At 75.2% G+C, this 19,603-nt stretch carries 17 protein-coding genes; 8 read left to right on the plus strand and 9 right to left on the minus strand.

Annotated elements, in window-relative coordinates:
- Nucleotides 1-832: globin domain-containing protein (locus VGI02_RS21385; RefSeq protein ID WP_331630638.1), on the minus strand; the 832-nt coding region annotated here is incomplete at its 3' end.
- A gap of 419 nt (nt 833-1,251) precedes the next feature.
- On the opposite strand from VGI02_RS21385, the gene VGI02_RS21390 reads away from it, so the two are divergent.
- The 4 genes from VGI02_RS21390 to VGI02_RS21405 all read left to right on the plus strand — a co-directional run bounded on the left by VGI02_RS21390 (nt 1,252) and on the right by VGI02_RS21405 (nt 7,507).
- Nucleotides 1,252-2,025, plus strand: a complete 774-nt coding sequence (locus VGI02_RS21390; protein WP_331630640.1) for a pyridoxamine 5'-phosphate oxidase family protein — start codon at nt 1,252-1,254, stop codon at nt 2,023-2,025.
- A 5-nt stretch (nt 2,026-2,030) separates the two neighbouring features.
- Nucleotides 2,031-3,083: an MBL fold metallo-hydrolase gene (locus VGI02_RS21395; protein WP_331630642.1), complete on the plus strand. Its 1,053-nt coding sequence runs from the start codon at nt 2,031-2,033 to the stop codon at nt 3,081-3,083.
- Nucleotides 3,084-3,165: 82 nt separating this feature from the next.
- The gene (locus VGI02_RS21400) at nt 3,166-5,691 is read left to right on the plus strand and encodes a HelD family protein (RefSeq protein WP_331630644.1); all 2,526 of its coding nucleotides are present in this window, start codon (nt 3,166-3,168) and stop codon (nt 5,689-5,691) included.
- A gap of 175 nt (nt 5,692-5,866) precedes the next feature.
- Nucleotides 5,867-7,507 (plus strand): serine/threonine-protein kinase, encoded by a 1,641-nt coding sequence (locus VGI02_RS21405; RefSeq protein ID WP_331630646.1) that lies wholly within the window; start codon nt 5,867-5,869, stop codon nt 7,505-7,507.
- Nucleotides 7,508-7,532: 25 nt separating this feature from the next.
- Here VGI02_RS21405 and eccB read toward each other — a convergent pair whose 3' ends face one another.
- The gene (eccB, locus tag VGI02_RS21410) at nt 7,533-9,008 is read right to left on the minus strand and encodes a type VII secretion protein EccB (protein ID WP_331630648.1); all 1,476 of its coding nucleotides are present in this window, start codon (nt 9,006-9,008) and stop codon (nt 7,533-7,535) included.
- Between the two features lie 27 nt (nt 9,009-9,035).
- Nucleotides 9,036-9,506, minus strand: coding sequence for a hotdog fold domain-containing protein (locus VGI02_RS21415; RefSeq protein ID WP_331630650.1), 471 nt, complete (start codon nt 9,504-9,506; stop codon nt 9,036-9,038).
- 62 nt (nt 9,507-9,568) lie between these two features.
- Between VGI02_RS21415 and VGI02_RS21420 the strand changes: the two genes are divergently transcribed.
- Both VGI02_RS21420 and VGI02_RS21425 read left to right on the plus strand, forming a co-directional pair.
- Complete coding sequence (locus tag VGI02_RS21420; protein ID WP_331630652.1) at nt 9,569-10,831, plus strand: glycoside hydrolase family 27 protein; 1,263 nt, start codon at nt 9,569-9,571, stop codon at nt 10,829-10,831.
- 136 nt (nt 10,832-10,967) lie between these two features.
- The gene (locus VGI02_RS21425; protein ID WP_331630654.1) at nt 10,968-11,360 is read left to right on the plus strand and encodes a hypothetical protein; all 393 of its coding nucleotides are present in this window, start codon (nt 10,968-10,970) and stop codon (nt 11,358-11,360) included.
- Nucleotides 11,361-11,397: 37 nt separating this feature from the next.
- On the opposite strand, the gene VGI02_RS21430 is transcribed toward VGI02_RS21425, so the two are convergent.
- The 3 genes from VGI02_RS21430 to VGI02_RS21440 all read right to left on the minus strand — a co-directional run bounded on the left by VGI02_RS21430 (nt 11,398) and on the right by VGI02_RS21440 (nt 15,017).
- Nucleotides 11,398-12,144 (minus strand): class I SAM-dependent methyltransferase, encoded by a 747-nt coding sequence (locus VGI02_RS21430; protein ID WP_331630656.1) that lies wholly within the window; start codon nt 12,142-12,144, stop codon nt 11,398-11,400.
- A gap of 139 nt (nt 12,145-12,283) precedes the next feature.
- Nucleotides 12,284-14,401, minus strand: a complete 2,118-nt coding sequence (locus VGI02_RS21435) for an ArnT family glycosyltransferase (RefSeq protein WP_331630658.1) — start codon at nt 14,399-14,401, stop codon at nt 12,284-12,286.
- Between the two features lie 160 nt (nt 14,402-14,561).
- On the minus strand, nt 14,562-15,017 hold the full coding sequence (locus tag VGI02_RS21440; protein WP_331630660.1) for a hypothetical protein: 456 nt from the start codon (nt 15,015-15,017) through the stop codon (nt 14,562-14,564).
- A gap of 195 nt (nt 15,018-15,212) precedes the next feature.
- Between VGI02_RS21440 and VGI02_RS21445 the strand changes: the two genes are divergently transcribed.
- The gene (locus VGI02_RS21445; protein WP_331630662.1) at nt 15,213-16,583 is read left to right on the plus strand and encodes an LCP family protein; all 1,371 of its coding nucleotides are present in this window, start codon (nt 15,213-15,215) and stop codon (nt 16,581-16,583) included.
- A 40-nt stretch (nt 16,584-16,623) separates the two neighbouring features.
- Here the strand turns inward: VGI02_RS21445 and VGI02_RS21450 are convergent, their stop codons facing one another.
- Together VGI02_RS21450 and VGI02_RS21455 are read right to left on the minus strand one after the other, a co-directional pair.
- Nucleotides 16,624-17,184, minus strand: coding sequence for a GrpB family protein (locus tag VGI02_RS21450; RefSeq protein WP_331630664.1), 561 nt, complete (start codon nt 17,182-17,184; stop codon nt 16,624-16,626).
- Nucleotides 17,181-17,528 carry a winged helix-turn-helix transcriptional regulator gene (locus VGI02_RS21455; protein ID WP_331630666.1) on the minus strand — a complete coding sequence of 116 codons (348 nt, stop codon included), beginning with the start codon at nt 17,526-17,528 and terminating at the stop codon, nt 17,181-17,183. The genes VGI02_RS21450 and VGI02_RS21455 overlap by 4 nt, the downstream gene beginning before the upstream one ends.
- Before the next feature lie 61 nt (nt 17,529-17,589).
- Between VGI02_RS21455 and VGI02_RS21460 the strand changes: the two genes are divergently transcribed.
- Nucleotides 17,590-18,345 carry an SDR family NAD(P)-dependent oxidoreductase gene (locus tag VGI02_RS21460; RefSeq protein ID WP_331630668.1) on the plus strand — a complete coding sequence of 252 codons (756 nt, stop codon included), beginning with the start codon at nt 17,590-17,592 and terminating at the stop codon, nt 18,343-18,345.
- 68 nt (nt 18,346-18,413) lie between these two features.
- On the opposite strand, the gene VGI02_RS21465 is transcribed toward VGI02_RS21460, so the two are convergent.
- Nucleotides 18,414-19,603: S1C family serine protease (locus tag VGI02_RS21465; protein ID WP_331630670.1), on the minus strand; the 1,190-nt coding region annotated here is incomplete at its 5' end.

Raw genomic sequence — 19,603 nt, forward strand, 5'->3', positions numbered from 1 at the left:
TGGCGATCCCGGTGCCGCCGGCGATCATCAGCACGTCGGCCCCGGATTCCCGGTCAACGGTCATCCGGCCCAGTGGCGGGCCGAGCCGCCACACGTCGCCGAGGTTGGTGTGGTTGACCAGCGCCCGCGACACCCAGCCGCCCTCGACCGCGCGGACGTGGAAGTCGATGGTGCCGTCCTCGCGCGGCGCGTTCGCCGGGGTCAGGTAGCGCCAGAGCTTGTCGCGCTGCGGTGCGGTCACGCTCATGTACTGGCCGGCCTGGAAGGGCACCGGGTAGTCGGGTTGTACCCGCACGGTGGCCAGGTCCCAGCTGATCCTGTCGACGTCGAGCACCTCGGCGGACCACCAGGCCGGGCCCTCGTCGGCGGCCGCCGCTTCGAGCATGGTGCGGGCCATGATCGTGTACGCCTCGGCCCAGGCTCGCTCGACGGTGGGCGTCCAGTTGCTGCCGGAATAGCGCTTGATCGCGGAGAGTAGCGCCGTTCCGACCGACTCGTACTGGGCGGCGACGACGCCGAACTTGCGGTGGTCGCGGCCGAGCTGGCGCAGGAAGGGCATGAGCTCGTCAGGCCGGTCGATCATCTGCACCAGGTGCACGATCGCGCGCATGATGCGGCTGCGCTGCACCTGCATGTTGATCGGGAACAGTTCGCGGGTACCCGGGGCGAGGCTGAACAACATGCCGTAGAAGAACTGCGAGACGTCGTCCTGCTGCGCCTCGATCAGTGCCCAGCTCTCCCGCACGATCCGCACGACCGCGGAAGCGCCCGCAGGTGGGGTGCTTTGCCCTCGCTGAGGTGGGATCGGGTTGATTACGGCGTTCGCAGTCATGGTCGGGGCGAAGTCTCTACCTTCATCCGGGGCGCGGGCAAGACGCCGTCTGTTGGTCTGTCCTGTCCCCCGACGGAAGGACAGTAGCTCGACATAGCCGAAATGGCAGCCTTGACCGCTCGTTCGAGTGGTTCCCGGTCACGTTCGGCTCAACAGCCTTGCCCCCAATGGACGAACCTTCGGCCCGGTAGTCGCAATGATCTCGCTGACCGTGTAAGCAGGGCGCCGTGACTTTTCCGTTACCTGCCCCAACCGGGACAGCCGGAGATGATCTGCTGACGCTCGAACTCGCCGAGTCCGATGAGCAGGCACCGCCGTCCGGGTACACCGCGCCAGCCGACGAGACCACGCAGCGTGTTCGTCGGCCAATGCGGACACATTCCGACATCGCACAGCGAAACACCCAGCCCGCGTCGAGTGTGATTTCCAACACAGATCACGTTGGTGGTCCAGACGACCCGCTGGCCGCGCGCGGCGATCGCGAACTGCCCGGCTCGGGCGGCGAACACCTGCTCCAAGCCGCCTACGGCACCGCGGCGCGCGCCGAGAAGTTCTACGACGACCAGGTGCTCGACCACCTCAACGAGCAGATGATCGAGTTCGTCGGCCGGATGGACATGGCCTTCATCGCCACCTCCGACGCGACCGGCGAATGCGACTGCTCGCTGCGCGCGGGACCGGCCGGATTCCTCCAGGTCATCGACGAACGCACCATCGCCTACCCCGAGTACCGGGGCAACGGCGTGCTGGCCAGCCTCGGCAACATCAGCGAGAACCCGAGCATCGGGGTGCTGGTGATGGATTTCGTGCACGACCTGATCGGCCTGCACGTCAACGGGCATGCCGCGATCGTCGAGGACGAGCGGATGCGCATCGACCACCCCGGGATCGCGGTCGACGACGAACGCGGCCGCACCCCGCAACGCTGGGTGAAGATCAGCGTCGTCGAGGCCTACATCCACTGCCGCAAGCACATCCCGCGCCTCGTCCCGGCCGACCGCACGCGGAACTGGGGCACCGACGCCGTCCGCGCGAAGGGGGGCGACTTCTTCGGCGCCGCGGCCCGTCGTCGGGCCCCGGAGCAGGCCGTCGAGCCGAGCCCGGACGCCGGGCGCCCGGAGCCCGGACCAGGCCCCGAGGACGTCCCCGCCGACCCGGTCGTCGGGCGCGCCGGGGCGGGCGCGGCATCCTGAGCGGTGTGACCGACGCCGACGACCGCCAGAGCTGGAGCCGCCCCGAGCCGGAGACGGTGGCCCCCGACGTCCTCCGGGTACCCCTGCCGCTGCCGATGGACGCGCTGCGGGCGGTCAACGTCTACGTCCTGCGCGACGGCGACCGGCTCACCCTCGTCGACGGGGGCTGGTCGCTCACCGAGTCCCGGGACCTGCTCGCCGCCGCCCTGCGCGGTCTCGGGGCGGAGCTGCCCGACATCGGGCGCTTCCTGGTCACCCACGTCCACCGCGACCACTACACGCAGGCGGTCGCGCTGCGCCGCGAGACGGGCGCCCGGGTGTCGCTGGGCGCGGGGGAGCGCGACTCCGTCGAGGCCATGGCCGTCCGGCCGGCCCCGCTGGCTCCGCAGGTCGCCGGCCTGCGCCTGTCGGGCGCAGGGGCCCTGGCCGACGAGATCGCCGCCGCGATGGCGGAGGCCGGGAGCGACGACCCGATCGACTACACGGCCCCCGACGACTGGTTGGCCGACGGGGACCGCCTCCCGGTCGGCGACCGGGTCCTCGAGGCCGTCGAGACCCCCGGCCACACCCGCGGTCACCTCGTGTTCGACAGCGCCGTCGGCCCCGCCGCCGACGGGCCGGGCCTGCTCTTCGCGGGCGATCACGTGCTGCCGCACATCACTCCGTCCATCGGCTTCGAGCCGGGCGCCCGCCCCGGCGCGCTGACCCGCTTCCTCGCCTCCCTGGCCCGGGTCCGCGAGCGCCCCGACCGCCGCCTGCTGCCCGCGCACGGTCCGGTCCGTCCCAGCGCCCACGCGCGGGTCGACGAGCTCCTCGACCACCACGGGGGACGGCTCGACGCCATCGAGCGGGTCGCCGCCGCGGGAGCGGGCACGGCGGCCGAGGCGGCGGCCGCGCTGACCTGGACACGCCGGGAGAAGGGCCTCGAGGACCTGGAGCCGTTCCACCGCATGCTCGCGATCCTGGAGACCGACGCCCACCTCGAGGTGCTGGCGGCCCAGGGCCGGGTGGTGCGCGAGGCGGACGCGGACGGGACGCACCGGCACCGGCAGGCCTGAGCGCACACGCCGGTCCGCCCCGCGTCGAGGGCTATCGTGGAGGGCCCTCCCGGCGCCGCACGACAGCGAACGAAGGTCGTCCTTGTCCCACCCCGCGTCCCCGACAGTCACCGAGGTCGAGCCCGTCTCGGATCCCCTCGCGGCGGAACAGCCCTACGTCACGATGCTCTACGGGCGCCTCGACGCCCGGCGCAAGGAGACTGCCGAGCTCCTCGCCCGGGTCCTGCGCAACGAGACCACCGGGACCCCGCAGGCCGTCTCCGAGCGCGACGCCGCGGCCGCGATGTACTCCGAGCAGCTCGCCACGCTCTCCGCGGTCGAGGAGGGGCTGTGCTTCGGGCGCCTGGACGTGGAGCCCGACGCCGTGCTCGCCCCGGGGACCAAGGACGCCGCGGATCCGGAGACACCCGGGTTCGACCAGCAGGTCGCCTACATCGGCAGGCTCGGCCTGCTCGACGAGGACCACGACTACGAGCCGCTGCTCATCGACTGGCGCGCCCCGGTGGCCCGGCCGTACTACACCGCGACGGCGGCCAGCCCGGACGGCATCCGCAGGCGCCGCCACCTGCGGACCCGCAGCCGCAAGGTGCTCGCCGTCGACGACGAGATCCTCGACCTGGCCGAGGCCGCGGCCGCCGCGGCGAAGCACGACGGGTCGCAGCGCAGCGGGCTCACCGGTGAGGCGACGCTGCTGGCCGCCCTCTCTTCGGGGCGGACCGGGCGCATGGGCGACATCGTCGCCACGATCCAGACCGAGCAGGACCGGATCATCCGTTCCGGGGTGAACGGGGTCCTGGTCGTCGAAGGCGGACCCGGCACCGGCAAGACGGCCGTGGCGCTGCACCGCGCGGCCTACCTGCTCTACACCCACCGCCGGCAGCTCGCGAAGCGCGGCGTGCTCGTGGTCGGCCCGAACCCGACGTTCCTGCGCTACATCGAGCAGGTGCTGCCCTCGCTCGGCGAGACGAGCGTCCTGCTCTCCACGGTCGGTGAGCTCTACCCGGGCCTCGCGGCGCAGCGGGCGGAGTCCCCCGGGGCGGCCGCGCGCAAGGGGTCGGCGGACATGGCCAAGGTGCTCTCCACCGCGGTCCGGGACCGCCAGGAGCTGCCGCGCCACACCGTCACGCTGACCGTCGAGGGCGAGACGGTCGAGCTCGACCGCGACCTGGTCGCCCAGGCCCGCACCCGCGCGCGGCGCACCCGCCGCCCCCACAACGACGCGAAGCGCACCTTCGTCCGCGAGGCGATCGACATGCTGGCGCGTCGCGAGCGGGACCGGCTCTCCCGCGAGGGCAGCCATCCCGAGGTGCCCGAGGGCGACCAGCGCCTCCTCGACCGCGGCGACCTGGCCGACATCCGGGCCGCGATGCGGGAGAACGACGACCTGCTGGCCGCGCTCGACGAGCTGTGGCCGACGCTGACACCCCCGCAGCTGCTGGCCGAGCTCTACACCGACCCGAAGCGCATCACCGCCGCCACCCGCGGCTGGTCCGACGCCGACCGGGCCCTGCTGCGCCGCGACTCCCCGCCCGCCGCGACGCCGGACGGGAGCCTGCTCGACCCGCACTGGTGGACCCCTGCCGACGCGGTGCTGCTCGACGAGGCCGCTGAGCTGCTCGGGGAGGACGACACCGCCGAGCGCGAGCGCGCCGAGCGCAAGCGCGAGGCCGACGAGGCGTACGCCGCGGGGGTCCTGGACATCCTGGCGCTGGAGGAGGACTGGGACCCCGAGGTCCTGCGCCCCACCGACGTCATCGACGCGTCCGTGCTGGCCGACCGCAGCCGGGAGGTCGACTACGCCTCCGCGGCCGAGCGCGCCGCCGAGGACCGCACCTGGACCTTCGGCCACGTCATCGTCGACGAGGCCCAGGAGCTCTCGCCGATGGCATGGCGGGTCCTCATGCGCCGCTGCCCGAGCCGGTCGATGACCCTGGTCGGCGACGTCGCGCAGACCGGCGCCCGCGACGGCGCCGGCTCCTGGCACGAGGTGTTGTCCCCGTACGTGGCGGCCCGCTGGCGCCGGGAGACCCTCACCGTCAACTACCGCACCCCCGCCGAGATCGCGGAGATCGCCGCGGACGTTCTCGCGCTCATCGACCCCACGCAGACCCCGCCGGAGTCGGTGCGCGAGTCCGGGGTGCCGCCCCGCGCGGTCGCGGTCGCGGAGTCGGCCCTCGAGGCGCAGGTCGCGACGACGACCCGTGCGGCCGCCGACGACGTCGTCGACGCCGAGGGCAACGGCCGCGTCGCGGTGCTCGCGCCGGCCGGGCGGGTCGAGCAGCTGCGCGAACGGCTGGCCGCCGACCACCTGCCCGTCAGCGGTGTGGCCGACGACCGGGACACCGTCGACGAGCGCGGGGCGACGGACCTCGAGGTCGCGGTGATCGTCTCGACGGTGGGGGAGGCGAAGGGCCTGGAGTTCGACGCGGTCGTGCTCGTCGACCCGTCCGGGATCGTCGACGAGTCGCCGCGCGGGCTGAACGATCTCTACGTCGCACTCACCCGTGCCACCCGGTCGCTCGACGTGGTGCACGCCGGGTCCCTGCCGACGGTGCTCGAGCGCCTCGCCGGAGCGACGGGCGGGTCGTCCGCCCCGCGATCGGGCTGACGGGTTCGTAACGGTCCGCGTCCGGATACCGACTTCGTCGTTGACCGGAAGTGAACCCGGGATCCGGAGCCGTCATCGGCAGACACGGCGCCCGTCACTGGGAGAGAATCGATTCCGGGGCCGGACCCGTCGGACGACGGGTCCGCGGAAGTGCCGGCGAGCGAGGGGGTGTCCGGTGAGCACGACCGATGCCGGGCCGCCCACGGTCGTCGGCGGCCGGTACACCGTCGGTGACCTGATCGGACGGGGCGGGGCCGCCGACGTCTACCGCGCCCGCGACGAGCTCCTCGGCCGTGACGTCGCGATCAAGATGTTCGGGGCGGGCGGCGAGGTGGTCGCCGCGGCGAACGCCGAGGCCGCCGCGGCCGCGGACGAGCCCGTGCCGGAGGCGCTCGAGCCTGCGCCGGAGGCGCTCGAGGCATTGCCCGGGGCACTGCCGCCGGACGAGGACGGCGCCGACGGCGCGGCGCCCGATGCTGCCGCCGCCCGCTACGGCCCCGGGGACATCGGCGCCACCCCGCGCCCGTCCGGCCCGCCCGCCGAGCTGGTGGGCGACCTCGAGGAGGGCTCGGACGCGCGCAACCGTCGCGAGGTCCTCACCCTCGCGGCGCTCTCGCACCCCGGGCTGGTCACCGTCTACGACGTCGGCGACGACCACGGGCGCGCCTACTTCGTCATGCAGCTCATCGAGGGCGACACCCTCGCGCAGCGCATCCGGCGCGGACCCCTGCCCCTCGGCGACGTGATCGCCCTCGGCGCCGCGCTGGCCGACGCCCTCGGGTACGTGCACCGCCGCGGGGTGGTGCACCGCGACGTGAAGCCGGGCAACGTCCTGCTCGACGGCGACGGCCGGGCCCACCTGTCCGACTTCGGGATCGCCGCGGTCCGTGACGCCGCGCCGGTGACGGCGGCGGGCATGGTCATCGGGACGGCGTCCTACCTCAGCCCCGAGCAGGTGCGCGGCGAGGCGGTGACGCCCGCCGTCGACATCTACGCCCTCGGGCTGGTGCTGATCGAGTGCCTCACCGGTCGCCGCGAGTACCCGGGCAACGCGCTCGAGGCGGCGGTCGCCCGCCTGCACCGCCGCCCGGTGGTGCCGATCGGGCTGCCGGAGTCGCTGCGCTCGCTGCTGATCGCGATGACCGCCGACGACCCGGCCGCCCGCCCGGACGCCGACGAGGTCCTCGCGGCGGCGCGGGCGGTCTCGCGCGACGTCGGCCTCGACGCCGAGACGGTGCTCTCGCCCGCGCTCATGGCGGCGCCGACCGGGGTCTTCCCGACGGGCGCGCCCCCGGCCGCGGGCCCGGCGATCCTGACCCCGACGACCGGCCCGTGGGCCGAGGCGCCGACCGGTGCCGAGACCCCGCCCGGGCGCCGCCGTCGCGGGCTGCTCGTGGCGGCCGGGGTCGCCCTGGCCGCGGTGCTCGTGGCCGGCTCCGCGCTGGCGTACACCCTGGTGCGGGGCGTCTCGGCCACGGCGCCGCTCCCGCCGCCTGCGTCGTCCGTCCCCGCCATCCCCGCGCCGCCCGCCGCGGTGGTGCCCACCAGCGACGAGGCGCAGCCGGTGCAGTCCACGCGCATCCGCGCGACCACCCGCACCCGGACCCGTACGACGACGACCACGGTCGCGCCGTCCGTCGTGCCCACCGCGGCTCCGCCCCCGGTGGTCACGACCACACCCGCCGCGGCCGTCCCCCCGGTGCTGCCCCCGGTGGTGGGGACGACGACGCCCACGGGCCGGTCCGCCGACCCGCCGACCTCGTCGTCGGCGGCGCCCGGAGCGCAACCCCAGCAGGTCGTCGCCGCGGGGCCCTGAGTCCCGGATTCGCGGGGCCGGGCGCTCAGCCCAGCGGACGGGTCGCGGCCTCCACCGAGAGCGTGGGTCCGCTCGGCAACAGCCCCACGACCGCCTGCGGGGCGGGCGAGAAGGTCCGGCCCAGACCGAGCGCGTCCGCGGTCGCGGCGTCGGGCACGCCGTGCACGGTCCCCGTGGCCGACACCACGACCAGCGCACCCGCCCCGGCGCCGACGGTGCGGACCGCGGCACCCGTGCCCGGGAGCAGGACCCGGTCCACCCGGTCCCCGGACCCGTCGGCCTGGCGCAGCGCCGTGGCCTGGGGCAACGGTGCCGTCGACACCGTCACGGCGGCCGCGCCCGCGCCGGCCGCGAGGTCCGCGCAGGCGGTCGGCGCGCGGTCGGGGGGCAGCGGCACCGGGGCGGGGTCGGGGAACGCGCTCGGGTCGATCGCCCGGGAGAGCGGCGGGGAGGCGACCTGCGCGGGGGAGACGGTCGGGATCGGGAGACCTGAACGGCCCGGGTCGTCGAGCCGGATGAGGCGGGCGAGCAACTCCGGGACCACCTCGACGCCGTCGGGGAGCACAAGCAGGTAGGTGTCGGGCCGCCCCGGACCGACGACACGCACGACGCCCCCGGCGCGCTCGCCCGCCAGGTCCACCGGCACCGGGGACCCCCGGCCGGGGACCGCGGGCGGCGTGATCGGCGGCGCCTCGGGCAGCGCCGCGAGGAACCCGCTGCTCGCGGGCCGCGGCAGCAGCCCGCCGAGGCCGAGGGCCTCGACGACCGCCGGGCGGGTCACGTCGAGGCGGGCCCGGACGCCGTCGTGGACCAGCCAGTTCTGGCCGGCCCGGTCCACGACGACGAGGCCCTCGCCCGGGGCGAGCGCGCGTCCCGGCGGCGCGGCCGCGCCCGCCACGGTCGTCGTCGTGCGGGGGCGGGTCCAGGCCACGCCGGGAGCGGGGTCGGGGGCGGTGGTGTCGCAGACCGACCACACGGCGGGGCCGGGCTGGTCGGCCTGCGGGAGGGCGGGGGCGTCGACGATGCCGACCGGGCGGGCCCGGGGGGCGGCGTCGAGGGTCGAGTCGGCGACCTCGACGGGATCGGAGGGGGCCGGGGCCCCGGCGAGCGCGGCGGCGGCCAGGCGGGCGGAGGCAAGGTTCGGGACGCCGATCAGGGCGTCGTCGGGGTCATGCGTGACGACCGCGAGGGCGCCGGAGTGCTCGGCGACGACGATCGACGCCCGGCGCCAGTCCGTCGGCCGGTCCACCACGCCGAGCACGGCCGCGACGCCGAGCGCGAGCGCCGCGACGAACCCGCCGGCGACGGTGGCCCGGGTGTGGCCGCGCAGCGGGTCGACCCGGGGCGCCGGGTCGCGGCGCACCAGCGCGGAGGCGACCCGGCGGGTGGTGAACCGTTGCGCGACGACCTGCCCCGACGTGGCCGGGCGCCGACCGGTGGGTTCCCGGTTCTCGGCCGCGCCCGACCCGGCGCTCGGGCCGGGATCGGGCGGGGCGCTCATGGTCCGACGATCGTGGCACAGCGCCACCTACCGCGGTGGGCGCGCGGAGATCCGGAGGTGGATCGAGGCGTGCACGGCCTCGTTCCCGGCGTCGTCGCGGATCGCCACCTCCACGGTGACGTCCTCCTTCTCGGCCCCGAACTGCGGCGGCGCCGACCACTGCGCGTCCGCGGTCACGGAGGTCTTCGCCGTGGCGAGGTACCGGACGTCCATCCCGATCGGGATCCACCGGTGCGACGCCGGGACGGCCGCCTCGGCGAGCACCCCCATCGCGTACTCGGCGAGGTTGCACGAGGCGATGGCGTGCACGGTGCCGAGGTGGTTGTGGACCAGCCACCAGTTCTGCATGCGCACGCGGCTGTGCTTCTCGTCGAGCTCGGCGATGACCGGGGCCGCGGTGAGGAAGTACGGCGCGCGCAGCCACACCGCGCCGCTGACGAGGACGCGGCCCGGCAGGGTGCCGGAGAGACGGTTCCACGAGGACAGCACAGCGCTCATGCGATCAACCTACTCATCGGTAACCAAGTCTGTACACAGGTCCGCCCGGCACGCTCGCCCCGATGGCCGTCCTGTCCTCCCGCCTGCGCGCCCGCCCCGCCGACCCCGCCCGCCGTGCCCGCTCCCGCCCGGCCCGGGCCGTGGCCGCCCTCGTCGCGGTGCTCGTCGTGGTGCTGCTCGCGGGCGCCGCGGACGCGCCGGCGACCCCGCTGGTCCCGGGTACGACCGGGGATCCGTCGGCCCTGGTCGCGACCCCGCCGATGGGCGTGAACAACTGGAACGCCACCGGCTGCACGGACACCTTCGACGAGGCCTGGGTGCGTGCCCAGGCCGACGCGCTGGTGGCGACGGGCCTGCGGGAGACCGGCTACCGCTACGTCAACCTCGACGACTGCTGGGCCTCGCCGCGGCGCGACGCCGCGGGACGGCTGGTGCCCGACCCGGTCCGGTTCCCCCACGGCATCGCGGCGCTCGCGGACTACGTGCACGCCCGCGGGCTACGCCTGGGGATCTACACCAGCGCGGGCACGCTGACCTGCGACGCGCGCGGCTTCCCCGCCTCCCTGGGTCACGAGACCGCGGACGCCGCCTCGTTCGCGGCCTGGGGCGTCGACTACGTCAAGGAGGACGACTGCTTCACGGCGGGCACCGACGCCGTCGCCCGCTACACGACGATGGCCCGGGCGCTGCGCGCGACCGGACGCCCGATGGTCTTCGCGATCTGCGACAAGGGGAACTCGGTGCCCTGGCGCTGGGCGCCCGGGACGGCGCAGCTGTGGCGGACGACCCACGACGTCGCCGACGACTGGGCCTCCGTCGCCGACATCATCCGGGTCGACGTCGGCGTCGCCCGGTACGCGGGCCTGCCGCCCGGCGCGGGCTGGAACGACCCGGACATGCTCGAGGTCGGGAACGGTCAGGGCGACGGGGCGGTCACCGGCGACGGCACGGTGGACGTGGGCCTGACCCCGGCCGAGCAGGCCACGCAGATGGCGGTCTGGTCGATGCTCGCCGCCCCGCTGCTCGCCGGCACGGACGTGGCGCACGCGACCCCGGCGACCCTCGCCCTGCTGGGGAACCGGGCCCTCGTCGCGATCGACCAGGACCCGGCGGCCCGCCCGCCCGCGGTCGATCTCGACGCCGCGCCGGGTCGGCTGGTCCTGCGCCGCGGCCTCGCGGACGGCACCACGGCGGTGTCGGTGACGGCGCTCGGCGACGCCCCCGTCACCGTGCCCGCCGGGGTGGCCGGACCCGACCTCGTCGGGGGCCGGACGGTCGCGCCCGGCACCGTCGTCGCAGCGCACAGCACTGTGATCGTCCGATGAATCTCGACCGTCCGGACCAGCACCGACTCCGGTCAACGGAACACTCCTCCGGAGAATGACGCCGCGTGAGGCTTATGGAACATCCGGATGGGGGAATAGATGGGCTGAGGCAGTAGAGGACCCCGAGGAGCACCCAATGCCGAGCACCCCCCGCCCCGTCGTACCGGCCATCTCCGGTCTGACCCTCCGGGACACCAGCCCGGCAGCGCTCGCCGAGCGTCTCGTGCTGATCCTGCGCGACGTGCCGTTCCCGGCCCGCCGGTGGCAGGTGACCACCGCGGGGGACATCTACGGCTGCGACGGCGTGACCCGCGAGATCCTCGCCCGCCTGCCCGAGGCGGAGTACGCGACGCCGCAGGACCTGCTCGGCGTGCTCTCCGCCGTCCTCACCGGCCGGCCCGTCCCCGCCACCCCGGCGATGCGCGGAGCCGCCCCCGCCGGTCGGGCCACCCGCCCGGGTGCCCCGGCACGCATGCCGCACCGCTCGATCGCGGCCCGGCGTCCGAGCATGCCGCGCCCCGCCGCCTGAGTCGCGGGGCTCGACGCGGGGCTGCCGTCGCCCCGGGTCAGGCCCTCGTCCAGCGGCGGACGACCGTCTCGAACGGCACGTCGACCGCGTCGTCGCCCGGGATCAGGCGGTCGAGGTGTTCGCGCGCGGCCCGGCGGACCGCGTCCTGCTCTCCTGCGGAGAGCTCGAGGACTCCGCTGTAGGTGCAGACCATCCCCGCGACGTCGTCGCGCGACATGCGCCGCGTCCACGGCACCGTCACCGCGTCCGGCAGGTCGTCGACGAAGCCGTGGCCGGGCGGGAGGGCGACGTCGAACCCGCGTCGCGAGAGCGTCGCCGACCCGTCCGCGGCGGCCTTCCCGACGCCGCGGACCTCGGCGACCCAGGGCACCGTCGGGTCGGCACGGCTCCAGAGCAGCCCGAGCACCCCGCCCGGGCGCAGGACCCGGGCGATCTCGGCGGTCGCGACCGGTGGGTCGAACCAGTGCCAGGCCGACGAGGCGAGCACGGCGTCCACCGCGCCCGACGCCAGCGGGATCGCCTCGGCCACCCCGCGGACGGCGAGCGCGCCCGGCGTCGTCGCGATGAGGCGGGCGAGCATCCGGGGGTCGGGCTCCACGGCGACGACCGCGGGAGCCCCGGGGCGGGCCAGGACCGCGCGGGTGACCAGGCCGGTGCCCGCGGCGAGGTCGGCCACGCGGCGCGCGCCGGGCGGGACGACGTGGTCGAGGGCCTCCGGCGCCGGCGCGGGACGCAGGCGGTCGTACGCGTCGGCGCTCGTCCCGAAGGTGGTCGCGCGAGGCATGGACCCGACGGTAGCCGGGGGCGACCGTGCCGGGCCGGGCCGGACACCGGTGGTGATCGCGGAAACGACGAGGATCCGGACGCCAGGCGTCCGGATCCTCGTCGTCCTGGTGATCACGCCGCGACGCGGCGCCCCGAGGTCAGCTCGTCGGCGCGGTGAGGTCGTAGACCGTCGTGCCGCCCACCGTCGTCGCGGTGTAGTGCGCCTTCACCCAGGCGGTGATCTGGGAGCCGACCGAGTCGGAGCCGCCCTGCCCGCCCATGCCTCCGCCGTCGCCGGAGCTGACGAAGTAGTGCACGTCCCCGGCAGCGACCATGGCCTGGAACCCCGCGAGGGTCGGCGCGGCGTCCGAGCCGCTCCATCCGCCGATCGCCATGACCGCGGTGCCCGAGGACAGCTCGATCGACGCGGCGCTCTGCGAGCCGATGACCGCCGCGGACCAGGTCGTGCCCGAGGTCTGCAGCAGCGAGGTGAGCTCGGTCGACGTCGTCGTGCCTCCGGGGCCGCCCTGGCCGCCCCCACCGCCCTGTCCGCCCTGGGTGGACTGTCCGCCCTGGGTGGACCGATCGCCCTGGGGCGCTCCGCCCGCAGCTCCGCTCGGACGCTCTCCCGACGGCGGGGTGCCGCCTCCGGGGCCGCCCTGACCGCCGCCCATGCCCATGCCGTCGCCGGTCGAGGGACCCGCCGAGACGATCGAGCCGGAGTGCGTGGTGGCCGCGGTGTCCATCGCGTAGGCCACGGAGCCGCCCGCGCCGGCGAGCAGCGCGCTCAGCAGGAGGACCGGCAGCGCCCGGCGCAGCCACGCCCGACGGGTGACCAGGCCCGCCAGCATCAGCACCACCGCGACGGCGCCGGCGATCGCGACGACCCAGCGCAGCCAGGGGAGGAACTCCGGCGTGCGGCGCAGCAGGACGACGCTCCACGCGGTCGTCGCGGCGAGCGCGGCAGCCAGGGTGAGGCGGGCGAGGAGCTCCTCGCGGCGCCGGTGGAGCACCACCCCGCCGGCGGCGAGCGTGCCGGCGAGACCGGGAGCCATCGCGACCGCGTAGTAGGCGTGCACGGTTCCGCTCATGAAGCTGAAGACCAGGGCGTGGACCACGAGCCAGCCACCCCAGAGCAGCAGCGCGGCTCGGGTCCGGTCGGTGCGCGGCGCCCGCCGCGTGAGCCAGAGACCCGCCACCAGCACGACCAGCGCGGCCGGGAGCAGCCACGAGATCTGGCCGCCGAAGGACTCGTTGAACATCCGGGTGATGCCCGTCGAGCCGCCGAAGCCGGTGTTCCCGCTGCCGCCGCCCGGACCGCCGCTTCCGCCGTTGCCCGAGCCGCCGAAGATGCGCCCGAGGCCGTTGTAGCCGAGGACCAGGTCGAGGAACGAGTTGTCGGTGGAGCCTCCGATGTAGGGGCGGGAGTCGCTCGGCCAGAGGTCGACGAGCAGCACGTACCAGGCCACCGAGGCGATCATCGAGACCAGCCCGACGGCGAGCAGCACCAGGCGACGCCGCCAGGTCACCGCGGCGACGAGGACGACGACCAGCGCGAAGGCGGGCAGCACCAACCAGGCCTGCAGCATCTTCGTCAGGAACCCGAGGCCGAGCAGTGCGCCGGTGAGCGCCATCCAGCGCGGCCCGGACTTCTCGGCGGCGGCGTCGACGGCGCGGACCGCGGCGTACGCGGCGGCGACCATGCAGAGCACGAGCATCGCGTCCGGGTTGTTGAACCGGAACATCAGGACCGCGACCGGGGTGAGCGCCAGCGCGGCGCCCGCGATCAGACCCGCGCCCGGGCCTGCCCACCGCCGGACCGCGGACCGCAGCAGCGCCACGGACGCCACACCCATGAGCGCCTGCGGCGCGAGCATCGACCAGGCGTTGAACCCGAAGAGCCGGCCGGAGAGGCCCATGATCCAGAGTGCGGCCGGCGGCTTGTCGACGGTGATGAAGTTCGAGGAGTCCAGCGAGCCGAACAGCAGCGCCTTCCACGACTCGGTGCCTGCCTGGACCGCCGCGGCGTAGAAGGTGTTCGCGTCCCCGCTCGCCCCGAGGTTCCACAGGTAGAGCAGCGCCGTGCCCATCAGCAGTGCGAGCAGTGCCGGGCGCTCCCAGCGGGGCGCGTCCAGCGAGCCGCGCCAGAGCCGCGCGAGGGGGCGCGACGCCTGGGCGTGGCGCGCGCCCGTCCGACCGGGCACCGCGGGCGCCGGGCGCGGACCGGGGCGCGGACCGGGCCGGGGCACGGTGCGAAGGTCGGTCGTCGTCGTCATGGTGACGACTCTGCTGGCCCGCTCTGTCCGGTTCCTGGGCCGTCGTTGTGGGCCTGCTGTGAGGCCGCCCGGCCCGCTCACCCGGCCCCGGAACGGCGCGAGGGGAACCCTCGGCCGGATAGAGCGACCGGGAGTTCCCCTCGCGGATGGGACGGGTGGGTCAGCTGCCGGTGGCCGCCGCCGGCGGGGCGCCCGCCTCGCTCCTGCAGGCCGCGAGGGCCTTCTGCCAGGTGGCGGTGTCGATCCCGGGCGGGGCCTGGCCGGTCTGGGTCCCGCCCTGTCCGCCGGTCGGCGCCGCACCCGACGGCGGCGTCCCACCGCTCGGCGGGGTCCGACCGCCGGAGCCGGAGCCGGAGCCGGTCGGGCCTCCGGAGGGCTTCGTGACCCCGTTGCGGGTCATGCACTGGTCGAACGCCGTGTCCGTGGCGGCCGCGCTCGCGGTCGCCGTCGACGCCGTGCCCGTCGAGCTCCCGCTCGCCGCGTCGGCGGTGCCCGTGCCGCACGCGCCGAGCAGGGTGACCCCGGCCAGCGCGACGGCCGCGGTCCCGGCCCGCAGGCGCAGGGCCCGACGGCGGGTGGCGGGGGCAGCGGGGGTGACGGTCGCGTCCGTGCTCATCTCGACCTCCTCGTCCGCGCGGCGCCCTGCCGCGCGGACCCCGAGGTTCATCCGCTGACGTGGGCGGTGGGTGTGGTCACCGTGGGTGCCCGCTGGGCCGTGATGTGTGGCAGCTGTGGGGAGCGGGACCGGATCGACACGCGATACGTCGCACGTCACGGTGACGATCGTGCGCCGAGTGGGAACCATGAGGAGGTGAGCGGAGCCACGACGGGGCGGGTGCGCGTGGTCGCACGCTCGCTGCTCGCCGTGGTCTCGGCGGCCGTTCTCGCGGTCTCGGCGTTCGCGTGGATCCAGGTACGAGTTCTGGATCGATCCACCACGTCGGCCTCGGTCATCGGGGCGAGCGCCACCGCGCCGGCCGCCGAGCAGAACATCCTGCTGCTCGGCGTCGACAGCCGCACCGACCCGCAGGGCAACCCGCTTCCGCCCGCGCTGCTCGACGCGCTGCACGCCGGGGGCTCCGACGACGGCGGGGACACCGCCGACTCGATCATCGTCGTCCACGTCCCCGCGGGCGTCGGGCGGGCGACGGCCGTCTCGATCCCCCGGGACTCCTACGTCCAGGTCGCCGACGGGTACGGCAAGCACAAGATCAACTCAGCCTTCTCCCGCGCGGTGGCGTACACGACCGACTCCCTCACGAACGGCGACGCGGCGTCGGGCGCGCCGACCTCGCCGTTCGCGCCCGAGGCGGCCCCGGCCGCGTCGCCGAACGACCCGGCCGTGCGTCGCGCCGCCCTCGCGGCGGGCGCGCGTACCACCGTCGACACCGTCCAGGACCTCACCGGACTGAGGATCACCCACTTCGCGTCGGTGAACCTCGCCGGGTTCGCCGACGTCAGCCAGGCCATCGGTGGGGTGCCGGTCTGTCTGCGCGCCCCGGTGGACGACTCGTACTCGGGGCTGCGCCTCCCGGCGGGCCCCCAACTGGTCAGCGGCACGCAGGCGCTCGCGTTCGTCCGCCAGCGGCACGGACTGCCGAACGGCGACCTGGACCGCGTCGCGCGGCAGCAGGTCTTCCTCGCCGGGGCCACCAGCAAGCTGCTCTCGGCGGGCACGCTCGCCAACCCCTTCGCGCTCGACCGGCTGACCGGGGTCATGGCCCGCTCGGTCACCCTCGACTCCGGCTGGAACGTGCTCTCGTTCGCCACGCAGATGCAGGGCCTCTCGGCGGGCTCGGTCACCTTCCGCACGATCCCGACCGGGACGATCGAGCTCGCCACCCCCGAGGACGGCCAGGCCGTGAAGGTGGACCCGGCACAGGTCCGCTCCTTCGTGGGCGATGCGATCGACCTCGACGCCGGGATCGTGGCGCAGCCGCCCACGCCGTCCGACGCGGCCGTGACGCGCGCCGCCTCGCGGAGCGACGACGGGATGAACTCGACGGGCTCGAACTCGGGCTCGGCCTCGTCTGACTCGGGCTCGGGCTCGGCGAACTCGGGCTCGGACTCGGACTCGACGGACCCGTCGGCCGACGGCGCGGACCGGGCGACGACCACACCCGCGCCTGCGGTGCCCGTCCCACCGCCGATCACCGCCGCCGCGCCGGGGTGCGTCAACTAGGTGGGCCCCGGGCCCGGTGGGCTCCGATCGCCGCCGATGGTCACGAGGGCGGACTCCACCCGGCGTCGCGCAGCAGCCGGCGGATCGCGGGGCCCTTCGCCTCGGCGTAGTGGTTCATGTCCGGCCACTCCCGCCCGGCGAGCGCCCGCTTCGTCGCCTCGTACTCCCTCCGGGCCTCGGGATCGGCGCGGAGGTGGTCGCGCAGCAGGCGGTACTTCGCGACCTCGTCGTCGCCGGGCGCGTAGCAGTGGAGGTTGACCCGTTGCCCGCTGGTCTCCCGCAGCGCCCGGTGGCCGGGTTCGCGGACGCGCAGGTCGTAGCCGGCGGCCACGAGGTCGGGCAGGTACGCGGGCTCGTCGTCGGGGTCGTCGACACCCACGACGATGTCCACGACGTCCTTCGCGGCCAGCCCCGGCACCGACGTGGAGCCGATGTGCTCGACGAGCCGGGCGCGCTCGCCGAGGGTTGCCGCGATCCGGTCGCGGTGCTCCGCGAAGCGGGCCGGCCACCCGTCGTCGTACTCGACGACGACCGGCGTCACCGGCAGGCGGCCGTGGACGAGGACCGCGTCCAGGCGCGCGTCCACCCCGTCCGGGGTCACGACGGCGTCGGGCGCACCCGCGGCGAGGCGTGCTTCTCGCCCCAGGCCCGGAGCTCCCCGAGCACCGGCATCAGCTCGCGGCCGGCGTCGGTGAGGAGGTACTCGTCGCGCGGCGGGTGCTCCGAGTAGCGGCGCCGGTCGACGAGGCCGCTCTCCTCGAGGGAGCGCAGCCGCGCCGACAGACTCGCGCGGGGCGCGCCGGTGTTGACCTGGATGTCGTTGAACCGCCCCACGCCGAAGCCGAGCTCGCGCAGGGCCAGCAGGGCCCAGCGATCTCCGACCAGGCCCAGGGCGTCGGCGATCCCGCAGACCCGCGGTCCGGTCAGTGCAGCTTCTGAACTCACCGTGCTAGCCTACCGAGGGCAGCAAGTTCAGAAACTGAACTCTCTCGCGTGGAGGCTCGTCATGGCATCGGTACTCATCACCGGCGCGTCGAAGGGGATCGGGCGGGCGATCGCCACCGAGGCGGCCGCACGGGGCCACCGGGTCGTCGCCACGGCGCGTGACCCGCGCACGCTCGAGGACCTGGACCTGGACGTGGACCAGCGGCTCGCGCTCGACGTCACCGACCCGGAGAGCATCGCCGCGGCCGTCGCGGCGGCGGGGGAGATCGACACGCTGGTCTCCAACGCCGGCGTGATCTTCTACGCCGCGGTCGAGGCGACCCCGCCGGAGGAGCTGGCCCGGCTGTTCGACCGGAACACCCTCGGCGCGCTGCGGGTCGCGCAGGCCGTCATGCCCGGCATGCGGGAGCGGGGACACGGGCGACTGCTGTTCATGTCGAGCGTGGTCGGGCGCCTCGTGCTCCCGCCCAACGCCGCGTACGCCTCGACCAAGTGGGCGCTGGAGGCCCTCGTCGAGGCCCTCGCCGTCGAGACCGCGCCGCTCGGGCTGGAGACCGCGCTCCTCGAACCGGGCGCGGTGAGCTCGGGCGCGCTCGACGACGTCGACTGGTTCCGGCTGCCCGGCGACCCCTACGCGCACCTCGGGACGGGCGGGATCGACGGCCGGACCTTCGTGACGCCGGAGGAGGTCGCGGCCGCCGTCGTCGACGCGGTGGAGACGGAGCACCTGCCGCTGCGGATCCCCGTCGGCGCGCCCGCGAAGGCACTGCTCGCGGCCCGGCACGACGCCCCCGACGACGTCCCGTTCGTGCCGTAGGTGCCTGCGGCTCGTGAGCACTTTCCGGTGTCATAGCACCGGAAAGTGCTCACGAGCGCGGAGCGCACCTAACTGGACGGTGCCCGCTCGCTCCCGAGGGTGACGGGCACCTGATGCGGCTGCCCACCCTGCGACTGCACGGTCAACGTGACCTGGGCGCCGGGTTCCTGGGTGCGGATCGCGGCGATCAGCGAGTCGCCGTCGTCGATGACCCGCTCGTTGACGCGGGTGACGACGTCGCCCTGCTTGAGTCCCGCCGTGGCCGCCGCGCCCCCGGGGGTCACGGTGCCGATCGTGGCGCCGCTCTCGGTGGTCGCGCCGGACTGGTCCTGCGCGACGCCGATGCCCAGCACCGCCTGGTTGGCGAAGCCCTGCTTCGCGAGCTGGTCGCCGATCGTCTTCGCCTGGTTGATCGGGATGGCGAATCCGAGCCCGATCGAGCCGGACTGCTGGCCGCCTCCGCCACTGCCGCCGCCCGACGACGAGCCCAGCGACGCGATCGACGAGGTGATGCCGACGACGCGGCCGTCCATGTCGACCAGGGCGCCACCGGAGTTGCCGGGGTTGATCGCGGCGTCGGTCTGGATCGCGTCGGAGACCGTCGCCTGGCCCGAGCCCTGACCGCCGGCGACCACCGGGCGCTGCAAGGCGGAGACGATGCCCGAGGTCACCGTCCCGGACAGGCCCAGCGGTGAGCCGACGGCGACGACGCCCTGCCCGACCTGGAGCTGGCCGGAGTCGCCGAGGGCCACCGGGGTGAGGTTGGAGACGCCCTGGGCGCGCACGACGGCCAGGTCGGCGGTCGCGTCGGTCCCGACGACCTGCACCTGCGCGGTCTGCCCGTTCTGGAACACCGCCTGCAGCTGGGGCGCCGCCTGCGGTTGCTGCTGCTGTTCCTGCCCGCCGCCCAGGAGTCCGCCGAGGCCGCCCAGTCCGCCCTGGCCGCTCTCCTGCGACTGGGCCTGGCCCGCCTCGAGCACGTGGGCGTTGGTCAGGATGAGGCCGTCGGGGGAGATGATGATGCCGGAACCCTCACCGGACGCGCCGCGCAGCTGCACGACGCTCGGGAGCACCTTCTGGGCCACCGACTCGACGGACCCGGCCGGGGCGGTCGAGCCGGAGGACGAGGAACTGGAGGACCCGGCGAGCACCGAGCTCCCGCCGCCCGACGAGCCTGCGCTCGCGGCCTCGTAGCCGACGACGCCGCCGACCCCGCCCGCGACGAGCAGCGCGGCCAGCGCCGCCGAGACGAGCACGA

Origin of the sequence: Actinomycetospora sp., assembly GCF_036497245.1 — a bacterium.
Classification (GTDB): domain Bacteria; phylum Actinomycetota; class Actinomycetes; order Mycobacteriales; family Pseudonocardiaceae; genus Actinomycetospora.